Source organism: Bacteroides celer (assembly GCF_002632415.2).
Taxonomy (GTDB): domain Bacteria; phylum Bacteroidota; class Bacteroidia; order Bacteroidales; family Bacteroidaceae; genus Bacteroides.
The window spans coordinates 3,633,588-3,654,671 of sequence record NZ_CP178209.1; the positions used below are offsets into that span (position 1 = coordinate 3,633,588).

The following is a 21,084-nucleotide window of genomic DNA, read 5'->3' on the forward strand; positions in this document are numbered from 1 at the left end:
CGCCCTTTTCGTATACACTCCAAATATATCAAACTATTTTTTCTAATTATTTTTGAATACATTTGCTAAAGTGCTGATGCATAACGATGTTGTAGAACATATTTTTTAAGTATGGGGAAATTGTGTGCGGAAATGACGAGAGGGATACACATTATTATATCACACGCGGGCGCGTAGGTGTGCCGGGAATCAGTTTGCATTAGGGAGCAATTAAAGAATCAGTTCATAAAAATAAGAGGAAAGAAAGATAGATATAAGGATAGTGGTTTTATAGTAAATTCCATTCCTTAGTTTGATTCATTAACATGATACTTGTATGAGAATGATACGTAGAATCTTCACTTTACTGAAAAGGATTTTTCTTTTTCATTTCTCATGTTCTCATAACATACATAATAATCAGCTGTAAATCAAACAGATAATACTATGAGAAATAAAACACAAAAGGGCATTTCTCATAGCTTTTCTATGATTTAGTCCGTAAAATCAAGCATTTCTCATAGGGTTTAAGCCATTTCTCATCTTATTCTCATACTCCATCTATACATTTTACTCATTTCTCATACAGTATAATTGTAGTTTTTCCGGACTTTTGCCGGATTTACGATTACCCCTTTCCTTCTTCGGTTTTATTAAGCAACTTCTTGCTATTTACTGCTTTCCTGTATGTTATTCACCTTATACCTTTATGTTTTTCCCTAATCATTGTTATTTCTTCCTACCACAGGGCAGACGCATTAAAAATCATTATCCTGTAAAAGTTTTGATAAATATTTTTCATCCCACCCAGCTTTTAGCCTTTTTAGATTCATACTTCCTTTAGTTGTTTTATCCTTCTTCAGGATAGTAAGTGCCATTTTTGTTGCTGCGGAAAAGTTTCTGGCTGCATTTTTGACCTTTTTACTATAGTCTTCTCGAAAGGTAACATCCAGTTGCCAATGCAGATTATTTTCAATAGACCAATGCTGTCTGATGGCAGAGGAAATTTCGTCCGGTTTGGTATTATCCATTGAAGTTACATAGTATCTTACCTCTTGTGTATATTCTCCTGTTGCCACTATTGTTCTTTCCGATTTTATCCCAACAACAGACTTCAGTCCCACAAGTTTCTTTTTAAACATTTTTTCCATTATAGGTCCATAACTAACTACAGTACAAGTTCTTGTCTCTATCCTTCCATGTCCGGTATTTTGGGACACATGCCTGGTGACTCTATTGATTATTTCGTCTTTATCCTGATAATCTTCAATGATCTGTTTGGCCAGTTGATAGTTTTTCTTCTTGTTATCCTTTATAGCTATAATATAATTTGCGTCACGCTCAATGATGGTCCGTGTTATATCTGTCTGGCAGCCCATCGCGTCAATTGTGACAATGCAATCATTGAGATCCAAAGAGTTTAGTAACAATGGAATAGCGGTAATTTCATTACTTTTATCATCCACCTTCACTTGTCCTAAAGAAATTCCATTGGCAGCGGACCATGCGGAAACCATCCATAATTTGAATCCTTCCTTTCCCGTCGTATGTTCTCCGTCACATTTACTTGGACCACGCATAAGTTTGCCATCTATAGCTATAACCCCTTTCACCTCCTGACAGACTTGTTTGACCCAATTACGGAAGATCAATTCAAAATATTCGGGCTTTATGATGCTAAAGAATCTATTAAAAGTATCATGGCTGGGGATGAACTCCAGATTAGGTATGCGACTTTTGAAAAAAGCAATTTTGGCATTGCCAAATTCCTCAATCTCATTCCAGGATTGGGCACCACAAATTACAGCAGCAATGGATATATAGACGATGGTTTCCATTTTATGGACTTTTTTACGGTTCATTCTAGGATCTTCTATTTGTTTACAAAGGTCAATTATCCCTATTTTCATGTTAGTTTATGTTTTATAATATCTTATAAAGATAAGGAAAATAGTCGAAATAAGAAAGAATTAATAAGTTAATAATCAATTATATAAATAGAATGAAAACAGGAGTAGGATAGTAAAAAATATAATGCGTCTGCCCTGTCTCGCTTAGTGATTAGTAAGGGCTCACCAATGTGAACAAATAAGCTATCAAATGTAGGCAAACAAGCTCACTACTGTAAACAAGTCTATCTACTATAGTGAGCCCATAAGAAGCATTAAGAGTTTACAGAAAGATCATTAGGTATTAACCTATAATTGATGAAAGAATATAGAATAAGAGACGGTACTTCAAAAGCAGATACTAATGACACACTTTCGGCATTTATATGATAGAAAAAGGATCAAAATAGTGAGATATGAGATTAGTTATTTACATCCAAACAGAAGTGTATTTCACTATAAATCAACAAATTAAAAGTAAAACTAAAATTAAATAGGGTGAGGGTAACTTTTTACCCTCACCCTACTGCCACACGTTCCCTCACACCTTGCAACCACGATGAATAAAGGGATTGAACGAAGGTGTGAGGGTGTGAGGGTAAAAGTGATATAAAAATATAATCAGCTACAATTTTTCTTGGAGCAGACCGGGCTAAGGAACTACTATCGTTCCTTTCGCTGCCCTGAAATCAAGAGTTATTATAGTGTTGGCAGCCCATACATAATCTTTGTTCGGTTCATCCATGCCCTCTTTACGCAAATAGATTTCAAGAGTCTCCGGATTAACAGCATATTCGCGTTTCCAAGCACCAAATGAAGGATTAAGATTATCAAAAGCAGGAATATAAGGATGTATTCTGAAACGTCCTCCATTAGGTAAAGTAACAGAGAATGTTTTCCCGTCGCTACTTTCCGTAAAAGGCAAGATCTTTTCGTTGTTTCCTCCGGCTGCCGTTCCATACCCATAGATTACAGGCTTTTGGATGGAGATGGTCTTCGAACCTAAATCAACGAAAATGATATAAGTACCACTTTGGGGGATAACCACCAGTCCTTCGTCAGAGATTTCGAAGCCTACATTATTAGTCAGTCCGGTAAACTCTCCATCACCAAATATCTTGGATGTAGAGAAACGAAGTTTAGTTCCGGCATTGAAATAATTAATATGTATCCATCGGTCGGCACTGTTCCAAACCTTATCTAATGAGATAACCCCATCCGAGCCCCAATTCATGTTTCCAAATTCATCGCCAACCATATAAATAGCCTTCGCTGTTGAGGGAACATCACTTGGAGAGGCAAAAGTCACAGCTATTTTACCTCTATCTTGAGAGAAATCAAGTTCTATTGGTATATTAGAAGCAACAGGAACCGGTTCCAGTGCAGCACCTACACCACGATAATAGATTTGTCCATTATAGATGTTGAATTCCATAGTGTTCCAGTCTCTATTGTTATAGTCGGAAGTTGCATACATCTGAAGATTGCCTTGTGTTGTAGTGACAGCAGAGAAATTCTGCCCGGAAAGATCGAACGATACTTCCTGTCCGTCAAAACACTCACCTATTCCATAAACGGCAGGTTTCTCAAAAGCTATAAGATTACGGGTCATATCTACATATACCAAATACAGGCCGCTTGTTTCTACCGTCGCTCTTCCGTTACTGCCTACAACATAATTGACATTTGTACCCAAAGAGGCAAAACTTTCCGCATCAGATTTTTCCAATGCCCATTTAATTCCCTGACCAGCATTGAAATACTTGATAGTCCAGAATGCACCATTGCCAAGCTGTCCCACAGGGGCCATCTCTACCACATTTGTCGAATTCCAATTCCAGTTTCCAAATTCATCTCCAATCATATATAGTTTCTCCGGATACCCCTCCGGTTCGGGTTCTATGATCTCATTGCCCGTCATCTTCGCAAAGAATTTTCCTGTCAAGACTTCATATTGAAGCGTTACTTTATACTCACCTTTGTTTTTAAGATTGAGCTGCACTTGCGACTGGTTGGTTAGTTCGGCATATTCTTCAGTTAAAACATTCATTTTTATACTTCCTCCCGTTCCGGTGTACATAGAAGAGAATGTATATTTCTCCGTATCTGTTTCCTTCACATCAAAAGATGTATTATCGGTATAATTAAACGAAAACTCTGCCGGTAATATCACTTCTAACTCGCCACTGGACACCCAGGTAGCCACATGGTTAATATGGTCGTAAGACGGTTTTTGAAGAAAGAGTTTGTTTTCACCGTCTTCTGTCAGTTCGAATTTACTCGTCAAACGGAAATTGAATGGAACAATATTAACCTGTTTCAATAAAGGATTCACAATTAGCTGATACAATCCATCTTCCATTACTCTGAAACCGCCGGTTCCAGGAGCCAAAGAATAAGTTGACACCTCACTGTTGTCGTTTTGCAAAAGCGCTCCCTGCCCATAATAAACTGGTTGCCCATCCGGTCCGACTAAAGAGATATAAAAATCTCCGCTGGATGTCAGCCATGTGTTCAATGCGACCAAAGTGCCCTCTTTTATCACATTCATTTTACCATTGATTGCCTCTACCGAGAATTGGGACGCACTCCCCGTCAGATAGATACCTTCGGGAACATTGATTTCCCGTTCATAGTGTATCCCGTCGTCGGCACAACGACAGAAAATAAATGGCAACGAAAATACAAATAATAATTTTATTATAGTTTTCATCTTCATGATTACATTAAATTATAAATAACTATACTATTGGAATCTAATGGTATTTGATTAAAATTTCACATCAAACTGATGTTGCTTCTTGTCTTTTCCATTCGCTCCTACCACATCAATCACCATTTTTCCATCTTTTATCTTACAAAGCAGATAGCTGTTATTATCATTGACAAGGATGGGAAAGTTGGCTTTATCGGGTTCTGATTCACGGAAATAATATTTATGAGTGTGTCCGGATAACATCAGATCAATTCCAGCCGTATTTAAAACGGGCAACAAGGTTTGCTGCAAATGATAGTTTCCATGCCAGTTGCCTATCGTCGGCGGGATGTGCAGGAATGCGATCCGAAGGGATGATTGCTTAAAATCGTTTTCTTCCACCACACTCCGCAACCATAGGGTTTCTTCTTCTCGGTAATTGTCATAGTCGGCAATACCGGCATACTCCAAATCCGAATCCGGCTTATCTTCACCGGAATCAAGAACAAGAAAACAAACCTTACCTATGTTGAAACGATAATAAAAAGTTCCGGTAGACGTAGGAAAATACTTTATCAACGCATCGGAATAAACTCCACGTGTTTCATGGTTTCCCCGATTGAAAACAATAGGCACTTCGGAAGCAAACAATTCGACACAAGCATCAATATAATCTTTACATATCTGCTCCTGCCCCTCTACCCATGACGACATATCTCCATTAAGCAAAACGAAATCAAGAGATTTGAAATCTACTTCCCGACACAGAGACTTCATATAGTCACTCCGCCCGTGAATATCATTTAATACCAGAAAGGAAATTTCTTTCTTCCGGTCGTCGAAAGTTCTGAATCTGAAAGGTTCTTGCTTGTATACATTTGAAGCAGCAATCAATCCATAAGTTACCCAGTCACTCGAAGGCCAGGAGACAACTTCTCTCGAAAAAATCCGGTATCTGTATTCCCTGCCGGGTTCCAAATGTTTGATGCGTACACGGTGGATTGTATCATTGGCCCGCTTACGTCCGGACTCCGTATCGTAATATCGCGGACGTTCCTTCCCATAGAAATGATCTTCACCGGCAGGCGCCACTTCCACCCACGAAAGAGCAGGTTTGTTTGTAGTCCATACCACTGTCACGCCGTCGGTACTCATATCACACAGGTAAGGACCGTGTGTGATCTTTATACTGTCACCGTCATGTGCAGAAAGCCGAGCGGCAAAGATGACAAAAAATACAATTATCCAATTTCTCATAGAACGGTTCCTCCTTCTAATTTATTAGTTTGACCGATATGGTTTGTAAATCATTACTGTTGCAGCCGGTCATAATTTCAAATTCACCGGGTTCTACCACATAGTTCATGGCAGCATCATAAAAGCCTAAAGCTAAAGGAGAAATGTCAAACTGAACGGTCTTTGACTCCCCCGCTTTCAGGAATATTTTCTTGAATGCCTTCAACTCCTTTACCGGACGCACAACAGAAGCAACTTTATCATTCACATACAGTTGCACAGTCTCTTCGCCATCTCTGTCTCCGGTATTGGTTACTGTCACCGAAACGGAGATGGTCTCCTGTCGCGTATATTCTTTTTGGGTGCTCTGCGGAACTGAATAACTGAATGTGGTATAACTCAAACCGTAACCAAAAGGATAGAGCGGAGCATTCGGAACATCGATATGCCGGGTGGTTGAGGAATGGGGCATATCTCCCGGACGTCCGGATTTCTTATAGTTATAGTAAACCGGTACTTGTCCCTCTACCCGTGGAAAAGAAATGGTCAATCTTCCGGAAGGATTATAATCACCGAACAGTATATCAGCAATAGCGGTTCCTGCAGAAGTACCTAAAAACCAGGTTTCGAGAATGGCCGATACGTTCTTGTCCACCCATTCGATAGACAGCGGACGCCCATTCATCAATACGACGACAACGGGTTTCCCTGTGGCAACCAGTTCTTTTATCAATTCTTCCTGCACACCCGGCAAATCCAGTTGGGCACGGCTTCTCGATTCGCCACTCATCAAAGCTTTTTCACCGACAACGGCAATCACCATATCACTTTTGGAAGCCAATTTCACTGCTTCTTTGAATCCTGACTTATCTTCTCCGTCAAAATCGCAACCACGGGCATATCCAACTTTCGTTTTGTTACCGCCGATTTTGTTCTTTATGCCCTGCAATACAGTCGTCACATGGCGATCTTCCCCTCTTGCTCTCCACGAGCCCAGCAGTTCGGTCTGATTATCGGCCAGCGGACCTACCACGGCAATGGAACGGACATTTTTTGCCAGCGGTAATGTATGATTGTCATTCTTCAGCAGGACAGCCGATTTATGAGCCATGTCCAGTGCTGCATCCAGAAATTCTTTTTTCATGATTGTCTGCGATTCGTATTCTTCATTACAGAATTTATATGGATCAACAAACAGTCCCAAAGCATATTTGATATGCAGAATCCGACTGACGGAATTGTCGACATCTTCCATACTGATTTTACCGGCTTCTATCAGTTCTTTCATGTATTTATTATAGAGCCCATCTGTCATATCCATGTCGATGCCGGAATTGAAAGCCAGACGGGTAGCGTCTTTATCGTCTTCCGCCACTCCCTGCGCCACCAGCTGCTTCACTGCTTCCCAATCGCTTACCACAAAACCATTGAAATTCCATTGCCCTCTCAATAAGTCTTTGAGCAGGAACGGATGTGCGGACGCAGGAATACCATTTATATCATTGAAAGCACTCATAAAAGTAAGTACTCCCGCATCAATGCAAGCCTTAAAAGGAGGTAGATAAGTATCAAACAAAGTCCGTTCCGACATATCCACCGGAGCATAATCTCTTCCCGCCTGGGGAAGTCCGTAAGCTACCCAATGCTTTGCACATGCCAATACTGAATTATTCTCCCAAAGATTCCACTGAAAACCATTCACTCTTGCTTTGGCTATTTCACTTCCCAGGTAGGTGTCTTCTCCTGCTCCTTCCACTACCCTGCCCCAACGGGCGTCTCTTGCGATGTCGACCATAGGAGCGAACGTCCAATGTAGTCCGGCTGCCGAGGATTCAATCGCAGCAATCTTGGCAGCTCGTTCGATCGCTGCTAAATCCCAACTACACGATTCCGCCAAAGGAGTTGGAAAGATTGTCTTATATCCATGAATCACGTCCATCCCAAAAAGAATCGGTATCTTTATCCGGGAATGACGCATATTCTTTTCCTGCAAATCACGCAATGTCTTTGCACCGGATATATTCAAAACAGAACCTACAAGTCCGCGTGCTATCAATGAATCGCTCAAATATTCTGATTCAGGACCGGTTAGAAGGGTACGGCCTACGTATTGGGATAACTGGCCGATCTTCTCTTCCACAGTCATCCGTGAGAGCAAATCTTTAACAAATGAATCCGCTTCCGGAGTATGAGGTAGTTTACTATTTCCGACGATCCGGGTATGCGGATCGCGAACATAAACTCTTATCCAATCAATATCGAAATCAAATTGCTGCAATTCCTCCGCAGGATAGCCGACATCCAACTTGTCAAATGCTCCTACCTGCCCGGTGATAGCAATATCCCAAACTCTGTCCAGCCGATTCTCTTTACGAGCCTTAGTGATAAAATCAGTATATGCATCCCCCAACTGTGTACGGGTATGTATCTGGTAATTGACTTTATTATCTATCAGAAACGTAATGATGGCATGATTGTTATCAACAGGATCGGGATCTATCTGAACCGCATATACATGGAAATTATCTCCCGGCTTATCGTCTCCGATTTCAGTATATCGTATCTGACCTTTGGGTAGATTGATTCCCAACTTTTGCGTTTCCGAATTGAACAAATGCAAGGTTTGATTCGCTTTGGCCGGATAAGGATTTTCCCCGAAAGCTTTGGTAAAAAACTCCAGTATATCTATTTCGGCTACTCCAGCTCCTTTATAATGCCTCAACCAAAGTGCATTCCAAAGCCCATATAGATATGGGACTTTGGCTTTGATCTCTATGCGGCAGAAAAGAGGATAATATTTCTCCGTATCGGAATCTCTGCTGGACAGCGCTCCCGACCACCATCCGGTCTTGCTCTTCACACTGGGATGAACGGGACTGGGCGCATCTTTACTTTTGAATGAGTGAATTCGACAAATCTTCTCTCCTGTAGGAAGGGTTTCGATAAAGACCTGCTCCGGACGGTATGTCTGAAGCATGGCTTTATTTTCCTGATTATAGGTGGGTCGCCCCACTTTTTGGGAACCATATATTCCCCAATACCGGGAGTCAATCACATCTCCGTTAAACTCGTCTCCATCGTAATAAATCCATCCGGGAGGGGTTTCTGATGAAGGAGGAATAACGGTTTGGGCTTTCACCACCCCGATACAGCAAAATATGATTATTAGAATCTTTATTTTCAACATGATATTTCTTTTTAATGATTTACCAACCCGGATTCTGTTTCCAGTTCTTCAACTGCAGAATCTCACTTTCAGGTATGGGATACCAATACATTTTAGAATCAAACACTCTCTTTTCTACCACAGCACGGGAATAATCAAACTTCTCGACGGGATATTCCGGCTTTTCAGGAATCTCTGGTTCTGTTTCATCCCGGGTAAATACACGTACCCAATCTACATCCATCGAAACGTTTCTCAAATTGGCATTCCTGTCTTCGGGATAGCCGATACCATTTTCATTCTTTCCTCCGATTTGTCCGGTTATCGCAATGTCCCAGGTTCGCTTTTCTCTTCCCTCCGCTATTGCTTTGGTTATAAATGTATTATATCTGTCATCATAGTCAATCGTCTTGAATGTATTGGTTACTTTACCATCCAACAGGTAGCTGATGATAGCATGCTTATCCGGAGAAACCGGGTCCGGATCTACCTGAACGCCATACGTATGGAAGTCTGCTCCCGGATCAAAATCAAGCACTGTATGTCGTCCGTACCCATTCACGTTGATTCCCAGATTGCCTGTTTTATTATCATGCAAATGTAAAGCCTGGCTAAGCCGGCGGGGTGAAGCCGTATTCTCAAATTCCTTGACGAAAAACTCTTCGATGTCAAGTTCCGCAACACTGGCTCCTGCATAATGACGACACCACGGTCCCATCCATATACCATATATATAAGGTATTTTTGCACGAATCTCAATGCGGGAATGCAGAGGGTAATATTTCCCCTGATAACCATATTTGTCGGTATCCCGGCTGGACAAAGCTCCCGACCACCATCCTTCTCTCGTACTGGCAGTGCTTAATGTCGGAGCCGGTGGATTGTCGTCCTTGGTGGCTGTTATCCGGGCAAAGCTCAATCCGCCACTCCCTTTCTCAATCGTAATCTGTTTTTTACGATAAGTCTGGATATTTCCGGTGGGTTGTCCATACTGGGAGTTTCCTACCGGAGTGTCGCTTCCATACTGTCCCCAATATGAGTTGTTTATGACCAAATCATTGAATTCGTCTCCATCGTAATAATGCCATCCTTCCGGAACTTCGTTAGCCGGTATTACGGAATTCCGGGTAACAGCTCTTCGAGCCTGATTCTTACGGGTGATTTCAAGACCTAGCAAATCTCCTCCGAGTGTTTCTTGCGCAATCTTCCACCGTCTTACATCCCACGAACGATGCTCCTCAAATGCCAGTTCGACACGACGTTCACGCCGGATACGCTCACGCATTTCGTCCTGCGTCAATCCGGAAGGCAGATTCGGTTGTCCGGCACGGCTGCGCACTCGATTGACGTATTCTGCTATATCCGCATTTTCGGGATCGTATTCGTTCAAGGCTTCCGCATAATTCAGGTAAATCTCCGCTAAACGAAACAACGGCCAGATATGTCCCTGACTTCCTCCGCCGGTTTGGATATTCACATCTTCATTGAGGTATTTTTTCAGATAGAATCCGGTTTTGGTTGCATTGGTAACGCCCAGACCGTCTTTTCCACCGTCCCAATTCTCTACCGCCGTGCTTTTCCAAACGGAATCATTCAGCAGAATGGTAGCATTCAACCTGTCATCCCGGTAGAATTGCGGACGAACGGCATTTTCCTCATTCTCCCAACTAAAATAGCTGCCATCTTTCATTTCATAAGAGTCTACCAGATTCAACGAAGGATTGATGCCGCCTACCCCACCATAACTGACAGGAAAGTTGTATTTTTCAAAGTCGGAATTGTTTCCATAACGACGCATCAGAATAAACTCGGAATTCTGAAAGTTATTCTTGAATAAAGTGGCATAACTGCCATACAACGAATATATGCCCAGATCAATTACGTCTTTCGCAGCCTGTGCCGCAGCTTTCCATTTCTCCATATCGGAAGGAAGATCGCTTTCCGAAAAATTCTGCCAGTCCAGATACAAGGGACTGGCCGCATACAATAAAACTCTGCTTTTCAAAGCCAATGCGGCTCCCTTCGTTGCACGTCCCAAATCCGAATCGATTCCTCGTCCCGGAGTTAAATCGAGCACTTCGGCTACCTTATCACATTCGCTGGAGATGAATGAGATGCAATCGTCCATAGACGGGCGTGGAGTCTCCGAATAATCCGCATTGACGGATAGTGTAGAAGTAATCACAGGTACAGGTCCGAAACGTTTCACCAGCTCGAAATGGAAAAACGCTCTTAAAAAACGGGCCTCATATTTCCATGTTTTCAAGTCATTCAGACGGTTCTGATATTCATTCTGATTATCCGGATCGAGTCTGTATTTATCCAGATTCACTCTGTCTACATTTTCTATAAATTCATTCGCTATGCGAATTCCTGCGTAATACTTATTCCACAAATCATCCGGATTGGACCTTGAATTCCAGGCTCCGGTGTTGAAGTGCTGGATGTTGCAGGAGGCATTAGCATGTTCGGCATCATCGGTAGCGGCATCCAACATAGCTTCGGAACCGATACGGTTGAAACCATCAGGCAGATACCGATAAGCATTGACTAGAAATTTGCTTGTACGTTCATAGGAAGTAAAGGTCATCTCGTTGTCGATAAACGAATCATACTCTCTGTCCAGATAATCACTGCATCCGGACAATATGCTGATAGCAGCAAGAGCATTCAATATGATAGATAAACCTATTGGGTATTTCATAATTATTATATTTTTGTTCTTACCTATTAAAAATCAATTTTTATTCCCAGGTTGTAGGAACGTGTCAACGGATATGTAATCAAAGAACTGCTTTCCGGGTCGGCCAATCCGTCAAGATGACTCACGGTGAAAAGATTGCTCGCATTAGCATACACATACAATCTGGACAATTTTATCGCTCTTGCTATTGACTGGGGGAAGGTATATCCAATCCGGATATTCTTCATTCTGAAGTAGTTTCCGTTTCTTTTCCAATATGTAGATATCCGGTAATTGTTTTCAAATGTCCGGGTAGACAAACGGGGATAAGAAGCATTGGGATTCTCCGGTGTCCAGCTGTCGAGAGCCAGTTTTGAAGCAGAGCCATTGTCGGTAAAGGAATAAGCCAACGGCCCGCTCAAATAGATGTCTCTATTGGCAACGCCATGAAATAAAGCCTCAACGTCTATCCCTTTCCATTCAAAGCCTATTTTCAAAGCATAATTCCACTCCGGAATATTAGAATATCCCACAGGATAGGAGTCATTGGAATCGACTACTCCATCACCATTTTTATCGATATATTTTATATCACCGGGGTTTACTTCTCCAAACTGCGGTACCGGTAAATGTGACTTCAGACTTCCATTCGAATCGAAATCACTCTCCTGATACAGTCCGTCAGCAACAAGTACAAAAGGAGTATTCACGGAACGTCCTTTACGATATTGATAATCGTAGAGTTTCACTTCTTCCGCCATATCGACAATTTCATTCTTTGCATACCACGCCGATGTTTCAACGTAATAGTTGAAGTTGTTTTTAAGACTGCTTTCGTACCTGATCGTACCCTCGAAACCTTGATTCTTTACTTTACCTACATTCATATAAGGCAATATGTCGCCATAAGAGGCTCCAACAAATCCGGGAATAGTGGAATACGGCTGTGACAGGATATCATATCTTTCTTTATGGAAATAATCGAATTCTACCGACAGCCCTTTCAGTAAAACTGCATCCAATCCGATATTGAATACACGTTCCTTCTCCCAACTAATATCGGGATTGGCAATCATATCTGCCCGAAACCCGCCTGTTGATGACGACCCTGTACCTAAAAAATAGGAGCCGTTACTGCTATAAGTCTGGTCGAACAGATAACGTCCGTTCTCATTCTGATTGTTTCCAACCAGTCCGATAGATGCTCTTAGTTTCAAATATTCAACGCAGTTGATATTTTTCATGAAGTTTTCTTTCGACAGTATCCATCCGGCGGAGAAAGCGGGAAAGAATCCATATCTTTTTCCAGGAGCATAATCATCACAACCTGTATATGAAGCTGCAAATTCTCCTATGTATTTTTGATTATAAGAGTAAGTTACCCGCCCTGCATAATTCAAGTATTTAATGTCATCACGACTTCCATATTTCTGATATAAATCAGACAGGAAAAAGATGCTGGCAGTGAGTTGATGTTGCTTGAAAACGCGATCATAATCCAACTGTGCCTTAAAGTTCAGACGGCTCCAGTCAGTACGGAATCCTTCATCGGATTCCAAAGGAGAATCAGCGCCGTAGGGTGTATATAGCACCTCTCCCCCTGCTCCTTTGGAAAGAGAATAACGGGCATAATTCTGATTCTTTATAGATGAATCCGCCATATAGTTGTTGTAGGCAATACCGGCACTGACACTTAATCCCTTTGTCAGTTTCTCCAGGTCGTATTTAGGCATAAAAATCAGTTGGAAAGTCCGGCTGTTTTCTTTATAAAGCCCTCTGCTGACGATATTACCGACCGGGTTGGTAAAAGCGGCATTTCCTCCATACGATCCGTCGGGGTTGTACACCGGAAATGCATTCGGAGCTGTTCTCCATATCGCTCCCAAAAGTCCGTTGGCAGAACTGCTGCCTCCGGGAATAGAGCGATTACCTACACTCCCGCTAAAATTGAGTCCGGTAGACAGGTGTTTGCTTATCTGGATATTCAAATTAGACCTGAAATTAAAGCTCGCATAATAGGCATTCGAGTTTTCCCGGCGTTTTTTATCGGTGTCTTTGTAGAAACCGATGTTCTGCAAAAGATTCATCATTACATAGTATTGCACCACATCTCCTCCTCCTTTAAAACTTAAATCAGCCATACTCAAAGGAGCTGTATTATTCAAAATGGCCTTTTTCCAGTTTACATTGGGGTAAAAGTAAGGATCGGTGTTGTTCTGATAGGCATTCAATTCCTCTGGAGTGTATAAACGAGGCAATCCGTCATTCACACGCGCCTGATTGTATAAGGTGGCATAATCATACGCATTGATAGGATCGGGAACGCCCAACGGTTGTTGTATTCCCGTTTGTAAACGGATACTGACTTGCGGAGCGGAAACGCATCCTTTCTTGGTTGTCACCAATAAAACACCATTTGCACCACGCATACCATATAAAGCCAGAGCCGAAGCGTCTTTCAATAATGTTACAGACTCGATTTCCGCAGTGGACAGACTTTCAATCGGGGCTTCGAAACCGTCGACATATACCAGCATTTTTTGTCCGCTTGCATAGGAAGTACGTCCCCGGAGGTAGAGATTCGCGATAGAGAAATCATAGCCGGGCTCTCCGCTTTGTTGCAACAATGTTAGTCCGGGAAGCTGTCCTTGCAGACTATTTCCCAAGCTTGCGGAAGTAGTTTTCAGCAAATCTTCCCCACGTATGGAAGAAATGGCACTTGTTCGCCTCCATTCCGGTTGTTGCCCATAGGCGACTTCTACAAGTGCAGAGTCGGCTATGTGTTGAGCAAACAAAACGGGAGCATAAAAAGTGAGAATAGTAGTCAAAAGTATAGCATAACGCTTCCCTTTGTATATACTGTTTATTATTGTCATACCTTTTATTTTTAGTTGATTGAACATATTTACCATCCCGGATTCTGAAGCATATACCCTTTATCTATTTCGGTCTGCTTGATAGGATGTAAATAAGAACGGTCACTCCATAATCTGTTTTCAAAGACATAAGGTTTGTAATGTACTTTACCCGGTGCTCCTGTAACAGCGGAGAGCTGCAATCCATACATGGCACCTTTCATAACACCTTCATCATCGGCTATCAGCCAACGTCTTATATCCCAGAAACGATGATCTTCATAAGCCAGTTCCACGGCTCGTTCTCTTCGCAGTTTCTCCCTGAACTGCTCTTTATTCAAAGTGGAAGGAAAGCCCGGCATTCCGGAGCGTTCACGAACTTTCAGGACTGCATCGAATGCTTCTTTCGGGGGAGTTTCATAATATTCATTCAAAGCTTCTGCATAATTCAGATAGAGTTCGGCTACCCGGAAGACAATCCAGTCCATATTAGTGGAGTTGCGCGGAGCCGTTGCTCTTAGTACGCGAGGTACCCATTTGCGAACCAGGTGTTTCGTTTTATCATTGGCTACATTGTGAGCTCCACCGGGCAGAAAATTAAGAATTCCAATCTCTGTATTCCAGTTAGCTCCATGTGCTGCAATGGTTTGCGCAAAACGAGGGTCCAGTTCGTCGTACTTTTCAAGCAGATCATCGCCACCATCCATATTCCATGTTTGTTGGTTCCCGTCTTTTTTCTCATAGAAACGCACGAAATTGAAGGTTGTAAAAAGACCGCCGTCGCTCCAACTACTTCCCGCCCATGCCGGTATATTGCTTGTTATGGGATGACTGCTTGTTGTGAAATTCCGATATTTTTTGTTGGCCAGAATTATTTCTTTGTTATCGGGAGCAGTCCACACATGTTCGTAATTTGTTTCAGGTGTTCCCTCATCGTACAAGTCATAATAGCCAGAAGATTCAACAGCGGTAATGGCTGCCTTGGCTGCTTTAGCAGCTTCATTCCAGCGTTCTTTACTATAGTTTCCATATCCTATCAGGTCATTATTTCCACTTAAAGGAAGGTACGGATCGTCGGTATTGAACAAAGGACTCGCCGCATACAGGAGTACTCTGGATTTGAGGGCTAAGGCGGCTATCCTGTTTGCCCGTCCTACCAATATCGAATTCGTATAATAATCCGGTAATATGGAGGCAGCCCGGTCACAATCGACAAGAATGGAGTCTACACAATCGGAAAATGTATTACGGGGTAGTTTACCATCTTCCGACGGATTTATTCTACGGTGTATTATAGGCAGTCCACCATATCTATATACTCCTTCCCAGAAGACCAAAGCCCGCATAAAATAGGCTTCGCCTCTGGAACGTGTCTTAAAATCAACGTCTCCCGGATCATCGGGCACTTCGTCAATACGTTCAAGCACGATATTGCATTTTCGTAATGTCTGCCAACGGGTGTTGTGACGGGGGTCTTCATCCCAGTCTATGCTGCTGTTGTTATGATTGTCCACGTTCCACGAGGCATTGCCCTTCCCCCAGTTTGCACCTTGTTCGGCTTCATCACACGCTCCTGCCAGGGTTGAGGTTGCACACAATTTACGGTCGATCCCGCTACTTCCCATCGAGAACCCCAGCGGCATACCTTCTGCATAGATGCCTGTTATGTATTGTTCTGTCAAAGTCCTGTCGGCAAAGACACCGTCTTCATCCAAATCGACAGAGGGCGGAGCTTCCAGATAGTCACTACACGAAAACATCAATACAGACGACAGAAGTATTGCACATATATATGTTATTCTTTTCATGATTATCAAAAATTTATATTAAGACCAATATTATATACTTTCTGCAACGGATATGTATTGATTTCAACATTTCCACTTCTCGAAGGTGCTTCCGGGTCCAGATCTACCACATCTGTCCACGTGAATAAATTGGAACCGTTGAAATATAATCTTACACTATTCAGGTTAAGCCGTTTGACAAAACCTCCGGTAAATGTATATCCTACTTCGAGGTTTTTCAATCGCAAATAACTGGCATCCCGTATCCAAAGAGTAGAAGGACGATAGTTGTGATCGGTTTCTCCGTTGGGATTCAGAGACAAACGGGGAAAGGTGATCTTTTCTCCTGCCTCATACCGTTCCTGTGTCCAACGTTCTTTTATCAGAGATTTCGCACTCTCTTCTCCTTTCGCGAAAGGCCACATCGACCGTCCGAAATATTTAATGGATACATTGTCGGCTCCCTGAAATAAGATGGAGAAATCAAATCCTTTATATTGCGCTCCGAATGAGAAACCGTAAATAATCTCCGGTACGGGGGTGTATCCTATCGGAACCATGTCGTAATCATCAATCACTCCATCCTGATTGACGTCTACATACTTGACGTCTCCCGGTTGCAACTGATTCCCGCTCCATGAACTTTTAGGACGGTCTAATGCATTGATTTCTTCCCACGAGTTATAGTATCCGTCAAAGATCAGTCCGAAAAACTGATTCTTTCTTCTTCCGGTAGTCATCTGATAATCATATCTCTTCTGCACTTCATCCATGTAGATGATTTCATTCCTCGCAAATGAATAATTGAAGCGTGCCCAATAATGGAAATCTTGTATATGATGTCTAAAATTAAGGTCCATTTCCCAACCGCGATTTTCCATTTCTCCAAAATTATATGCAGGAAGATTAGCACCTATAATCATGGGGGATGTTGATCTGTTGGCTAATATGTTATTTCGTTTTTCTTTGAATATATCAAATGAAGCAGTCAGACAATTATTGAACAGATTAATATCTACACCGACATTCATCTTTTTCGCCTTTTCCCAAGTCAAATCAGGATTACCGATTTTATTTTCAACAATCATCAGTGAAGTATACGGATTGGAAGCCAAACCGAAATTATACTTGTTCACACCCGAATCGCTCGCTGCTCCATAAGAAGACGGCAGATACAAAAATCGATCACCACCTATCTGATCGTTTCCTACCTCTCCGTAGGACCCTCTCACCTTTAGATATTTAACGATATTGTTTTTCGGAAAAAACTTTTCTTCACTGATGACCCAACCTAATGAAACAGCAGGAAAAAATCCGAACCGTTTGCCTTTGGCAAAATTCTCGGTTCCGTTGTATCCCATATTGAATTCTGCCAAATAACGGGAGGCATATTCATAGGTCAATCGTCCTACCAATCCCTGATAAGCATTAGGTACATAATATTGAAGGGAGGGGGAATAGTATTTACTCTGATTATACAGAATAAGTGCTGTCGTTTTATGAAGCCCGAAAGTTCTATTATAATCAATTCCAAACTCCATATATACTTTCCGGTTCTTATCCCATCCGGTACTTACAGACCAGATACTCTCTTCTGATTGGGGGATCAGATAGATGTAATCCGGATCTTCCGCATCACGGCGCGCAAGATAATAAGGAAAGGTTTTCGAATATTTCTTACGGCTGTAATAATAGCTATCATACGCGATACTCCCGTGTACGGACAAACCTTTGGTCAGCAAAGATGATAAATCATAATTCAGACGTAATGTTGTATTGATGTTATTTCTATTATCTTTCTGATAACCGTTGCTTAATAAGGTTTGCCAGGGATTGACGCTTCCCAATCCATCCTGTATGCGGACAATTTTATTGTCCACCAATCCCGGAGAGCTCAAGGGATTGGCAAAAGAAATAGCTTGCCAGATTCCACTGTTACCGGAGCCCGGAGTAATCACTCTGCCTATCTGGGCGGCCATTTGAACAGTTGCCGAAAAGTCCCGCGTTATCTGAAAATCGAAATTAGTTCTGAAGTTATAACGGGTGTTACGGGGATTTACATCATGATCCGAATCTATCTTGGTATGTTTATAGATACCGGTCTGATCGAAATAACTTCCCGATATAAAGTATTTCACACGTTCTGTACCACCCGAAAGGTTGATGTTATGTTGAGTGCGGGTAGAAAACTTTCTAAGAAAATCGTCTATCCAGTTAGTGTTCGGATGCAAAATCGGATCAAAGCCATTTCTGTACAATTCAATATCTTTATCCGTGAATTTCGGTTGGTAGGTAGAACCCGAAACCCGGGAGTCATTTTCTAAAGCTTCATTGTATAAAGTTGCATAATCCGCACTATTCAGATAACTGGGGAGCTGGGTAGATTGCTGCAAAGCAAAATTACCCGAATAGCTCAACCGGGGACGCCCTCTTTCCCCTTTACGGGTAGTAATTAATACTACGCCGTTAGCTCCCTTTACTCCATAGATCGCTGTTGCCGAAGCATCTTTAAGTATATTCAATGATTCAACTTCATTCGGATCTATGCCGTCAAAATTAGTTCGTTCGATGCCATCGATCATTATTAAAGGAGCCGTGTTGTCTGTAAATGTACTGACACCTCTGATTAACAGACTGGAAGCGTCTTCGCCGGGAGCACCACTTCTTTGAAAAGCAATCAATCCCGGCATTCGTCCTACCAGCATGTTACTAATATTGGATTGTTGTGTCTGTACCAGTTCTTTCCTCGAAATAGAAGCGATAGATGCTGTCACACTTTCTTTCTTCTGCTTTCCGTAGCCGACAACAACGACTTCCTCCAGACTTTGCTCGGCTTCTTTTATTTCAATAGAAAGCACTTTATTGTCTTTTACAGGTACTGTCGTCGTGACATAACCGATATAACTGATTTCCAAAACTGCATTCGGATTTACAGATAAGGCAAAGCGCCCGTTTATATCGGAAATTATGCCGTTAAATGTACCGACTTCCTTGATATTGGCACCGATAATCGGTTCTCCTTTTGTATCGGTAATAGTACCGGTTATTCTCCGAGGCTCCTGTGGCTGTGAAGAAAGATTCTTTTTCACTGCCGTTTTTCTCTTTACAACAATCTGTTTTCCATTTATTTCATATACCAGATTTGTCTTTTCAAACAAGGCTGACAATTTTTCTGTGATTGTCTTCTTCCTGGATAGATCTACACTGACAACTTGATTTAAACTAGGTCGGATATCTTTCGAATAGATGAAAACGTAGCCTGTTTCTTTCTCTATATCTTTAAAATATTCCAGTAGAGTCCCTTTCTTTATATCATAGAGTTCGCTCGTTCCATTTCCATTAGCGAGAGTTACATTCGCTATAAATAGAAAAATAACAAAAAATTTCACAAACAGATATGATTTACAAAGAAAATATGCCCTATTTGCATGATTGTAATAGGAATTTTCCATATTTTTGCGTATCAATTTTTAGGTTTTTCATAAGTAATTGAAAAATTTAAATCTCACGGGTTCGGAAGAGTTGCCTCTCTTCCGAACTTCTTTTTTACAAAGGCTTCATTTCTGTGGTTTATTCATAGGCATTAAATTTTTAGGGTTATTACTCGATTTTTATACTTCCCGCTTCAATTGTACACTGGACATCGTACAGCAACGAGAAGGTTTTCATGACTTGTTCTATATCATCAAATAAGATAAGTTTTCCCATTGTACACTTTTGCGCAACTTCCGGCGTACATGTGATAGATACATTATAGTAGCGACTTAGCCGTTGGATAATATCTTTCATTGTCTCACCCCGGAACTGAAGTACGCCATCTTTCCATGAAATATAATCGTAAGCATTAACTTCGTCGATGCCGGATATCCCATCACTCAACTTAAAACGCTGATTAGGCAAAAGGACAAAATCTTCATTGGAGTTTGCTTTTACATTTACTTTTCCTTCTACCAACACCACGGATTGCAATGCATCATCAGCATAGGCAGACACATTAAACTTTGTTCCCAATACATTAACTGTCAGTTGGGGTGTCTCTACATAAAAAGGCCGGGAAGTATCTTTGGCAACTTCTATATAAATCTCTCCTTCTACTTTTATCCTGCGTTCGCCCGGACCAAAAGAGGAAGGGAAACGTAATTTACTTCCGGAATTAATCCATACTTTCGATCCGTCTGCCAATACAATGGATGAATGGCTACCATAAGGAACTATCAGTGTATTTTGTTTTCCGGGTTGAACCGCTCCCTCTTTGATTATCTCTGTTTCCTTACCATCGGATTGAATAGTAATATTGCTATCATAAGTAATGACGGCATTATTCTCTATCTGAATCGCTTCCGCATCATCTCTTATCAGCATTACTTTCTGATACAGAGTATCTGCTTTCACATTGACAAGCAGATCATCAGCAGTTCCGGACGTCTGAAAAGAATGAATCAACCAGAAAGAAACAATACCTAATATTAGTACACAGGCGGCAGCATAACGGGTAAATAAGATAAAACGATGTCTCTTATCACGACGCTCCATGCTTGTCTCTATACGTGCCCACAATCTTTCTGATTCTTCGGGTAAGCGCTGAACCGGATTCAGCCGGGCAGATAATATGATTTTGCGGGCCTCCTGTAGGGATGCTTGATCTTCGGGATGCTCTTTTTGATAATTAACCCACCATTCTTCCGATTCCTGGGTAGGAGCCAGACACCACAATATGAAGTCTTCATTTTGTAGCCATTGTTTTGTCGATTCGGGTATTCGATCTGAATGCATACTCGTTCTTTTTACGGTTTC

The 21,084-nt window shown here is 41.7% G+C and carries 9 protein-coding genes; all 9 read right to left on the reverse strand.

Going from position 1 to position 21,084, the window contains the following annotated elements; genetic code table 11:
• Positions 1 to 737: 737 nt before the first annotated feature.
• Complete coding sequence (locus tag CJF29_RS14795) at positions 738 to 1,889, reverse strand: ISAs1 family transposase (RefSeq protein WP_099147672.1); 1,152 nt, start codon at positions 1,887 to 1,889, stop codon at positions 738 to 740.
• Between the two features lie 631 nt (positions 1,890 to 2,520).
• Positions 2,521 to 4,581 (reverse strand): SusF/SusE family outer membrane protein, encoded by a 2,061-nt coding sequence (locus CJF29_RS14800; protein WP_255299431.1) that lies wholly within the window; start codon positions 4,579 to 4,581, stop codon positions 2,521 to 2,523.
• A 57-nt stretch (positions 4,582 to 4,638) separates the two neighbouring features.
• Complete coding sequence (locus CJF29_RS14805; protein ID WP_004296678.1) at positions 4,639 to 5,820, reverse strand: metallophosphoesterase; 1,182 nt, start codon at positions 5,818 to 5,820, stop codon at positions 4,639 to 4,641.
• A gap of 16 nt (positions 5,821 to 5,836) precedes the next feature.
• A complete protein-coding gene (locus tag CJF29_RS14810; RefSeq protein WP_008025347.1) occupies positions 5,837 to 8,986 on the reverse strand; it encodes a glycoside hydrolase family 3 N-terminal domain-containing protein in 3,150 nt (1,049 codons plus the stop codon).
• A 19-nt stretch (positions 8,987 to 9,005) separates the two neighbouring features.
• Entirely contained in the window at positions 9,006 to 11,669 is a 2,664-nt protein-coding gene (locus tag CJF29_RS14815) for a RagB/SusD family nutrient uptake outer membrane protein (RefSeq protein ID WP_008025349.1), read from the reverse strand.
• A gap of 26 nt (positions 11,670 to 11,695) precedes the next feature.
• The gene (locus tag CJF29_RS14820) at positions 11,696 to 14,524 is read right to left on the reverse strand and encodes a SusC/RagA family TonB-linked outer membrane protein (RefSeq protein ID WP_099147406.1); all 2,829 of its coding nucleotides are present in this window, start codon (positions 14,522 to 14,524) and stop codon (positions 11,696 to 11,698) included.
• 29 nt (positions 14,525 to 14,553) lie between these two features.
• Entirely contained in the window at positions 14,554 to 16,311 is a 1,758-nt protein-coding gene (locus CJF29_RS14825; protein WP_022199540.1) for a RagB/SusD family nutrient uptake outer membrane protein, read from the reverse strand.
• A 5-nt stretch (positions 16,312 to 16,316) separates the two neighbouring features.
• A complete protein-coding gene (locus tag CJF29_RS14830) occupies positions 16,317 to 19,742 on the reverse strand; it encodes a TonB-dependent receptor (RefSeq protein ID WP_008025355.1) in 3,426 nt (1,141 codons plus the stop codon).
• 148 nt (positions 19,743 to 19,890) lie between these two features.
• The gene (locus tag CJF29_RS14835) at positions 19,891 to 21,063 is read right to left on the reverse strand and encodes a FecR family protein (RefSeq protein ID WP_004310276.1); all 1,173 of its coding nucleotides are present in this window, start codon (positions 21,061 to 21,063) and stop codon (positions 19,891 to 19,893) included.
• Positions 21,064 to 21,084: the final 21 nt, after the last annotated feature.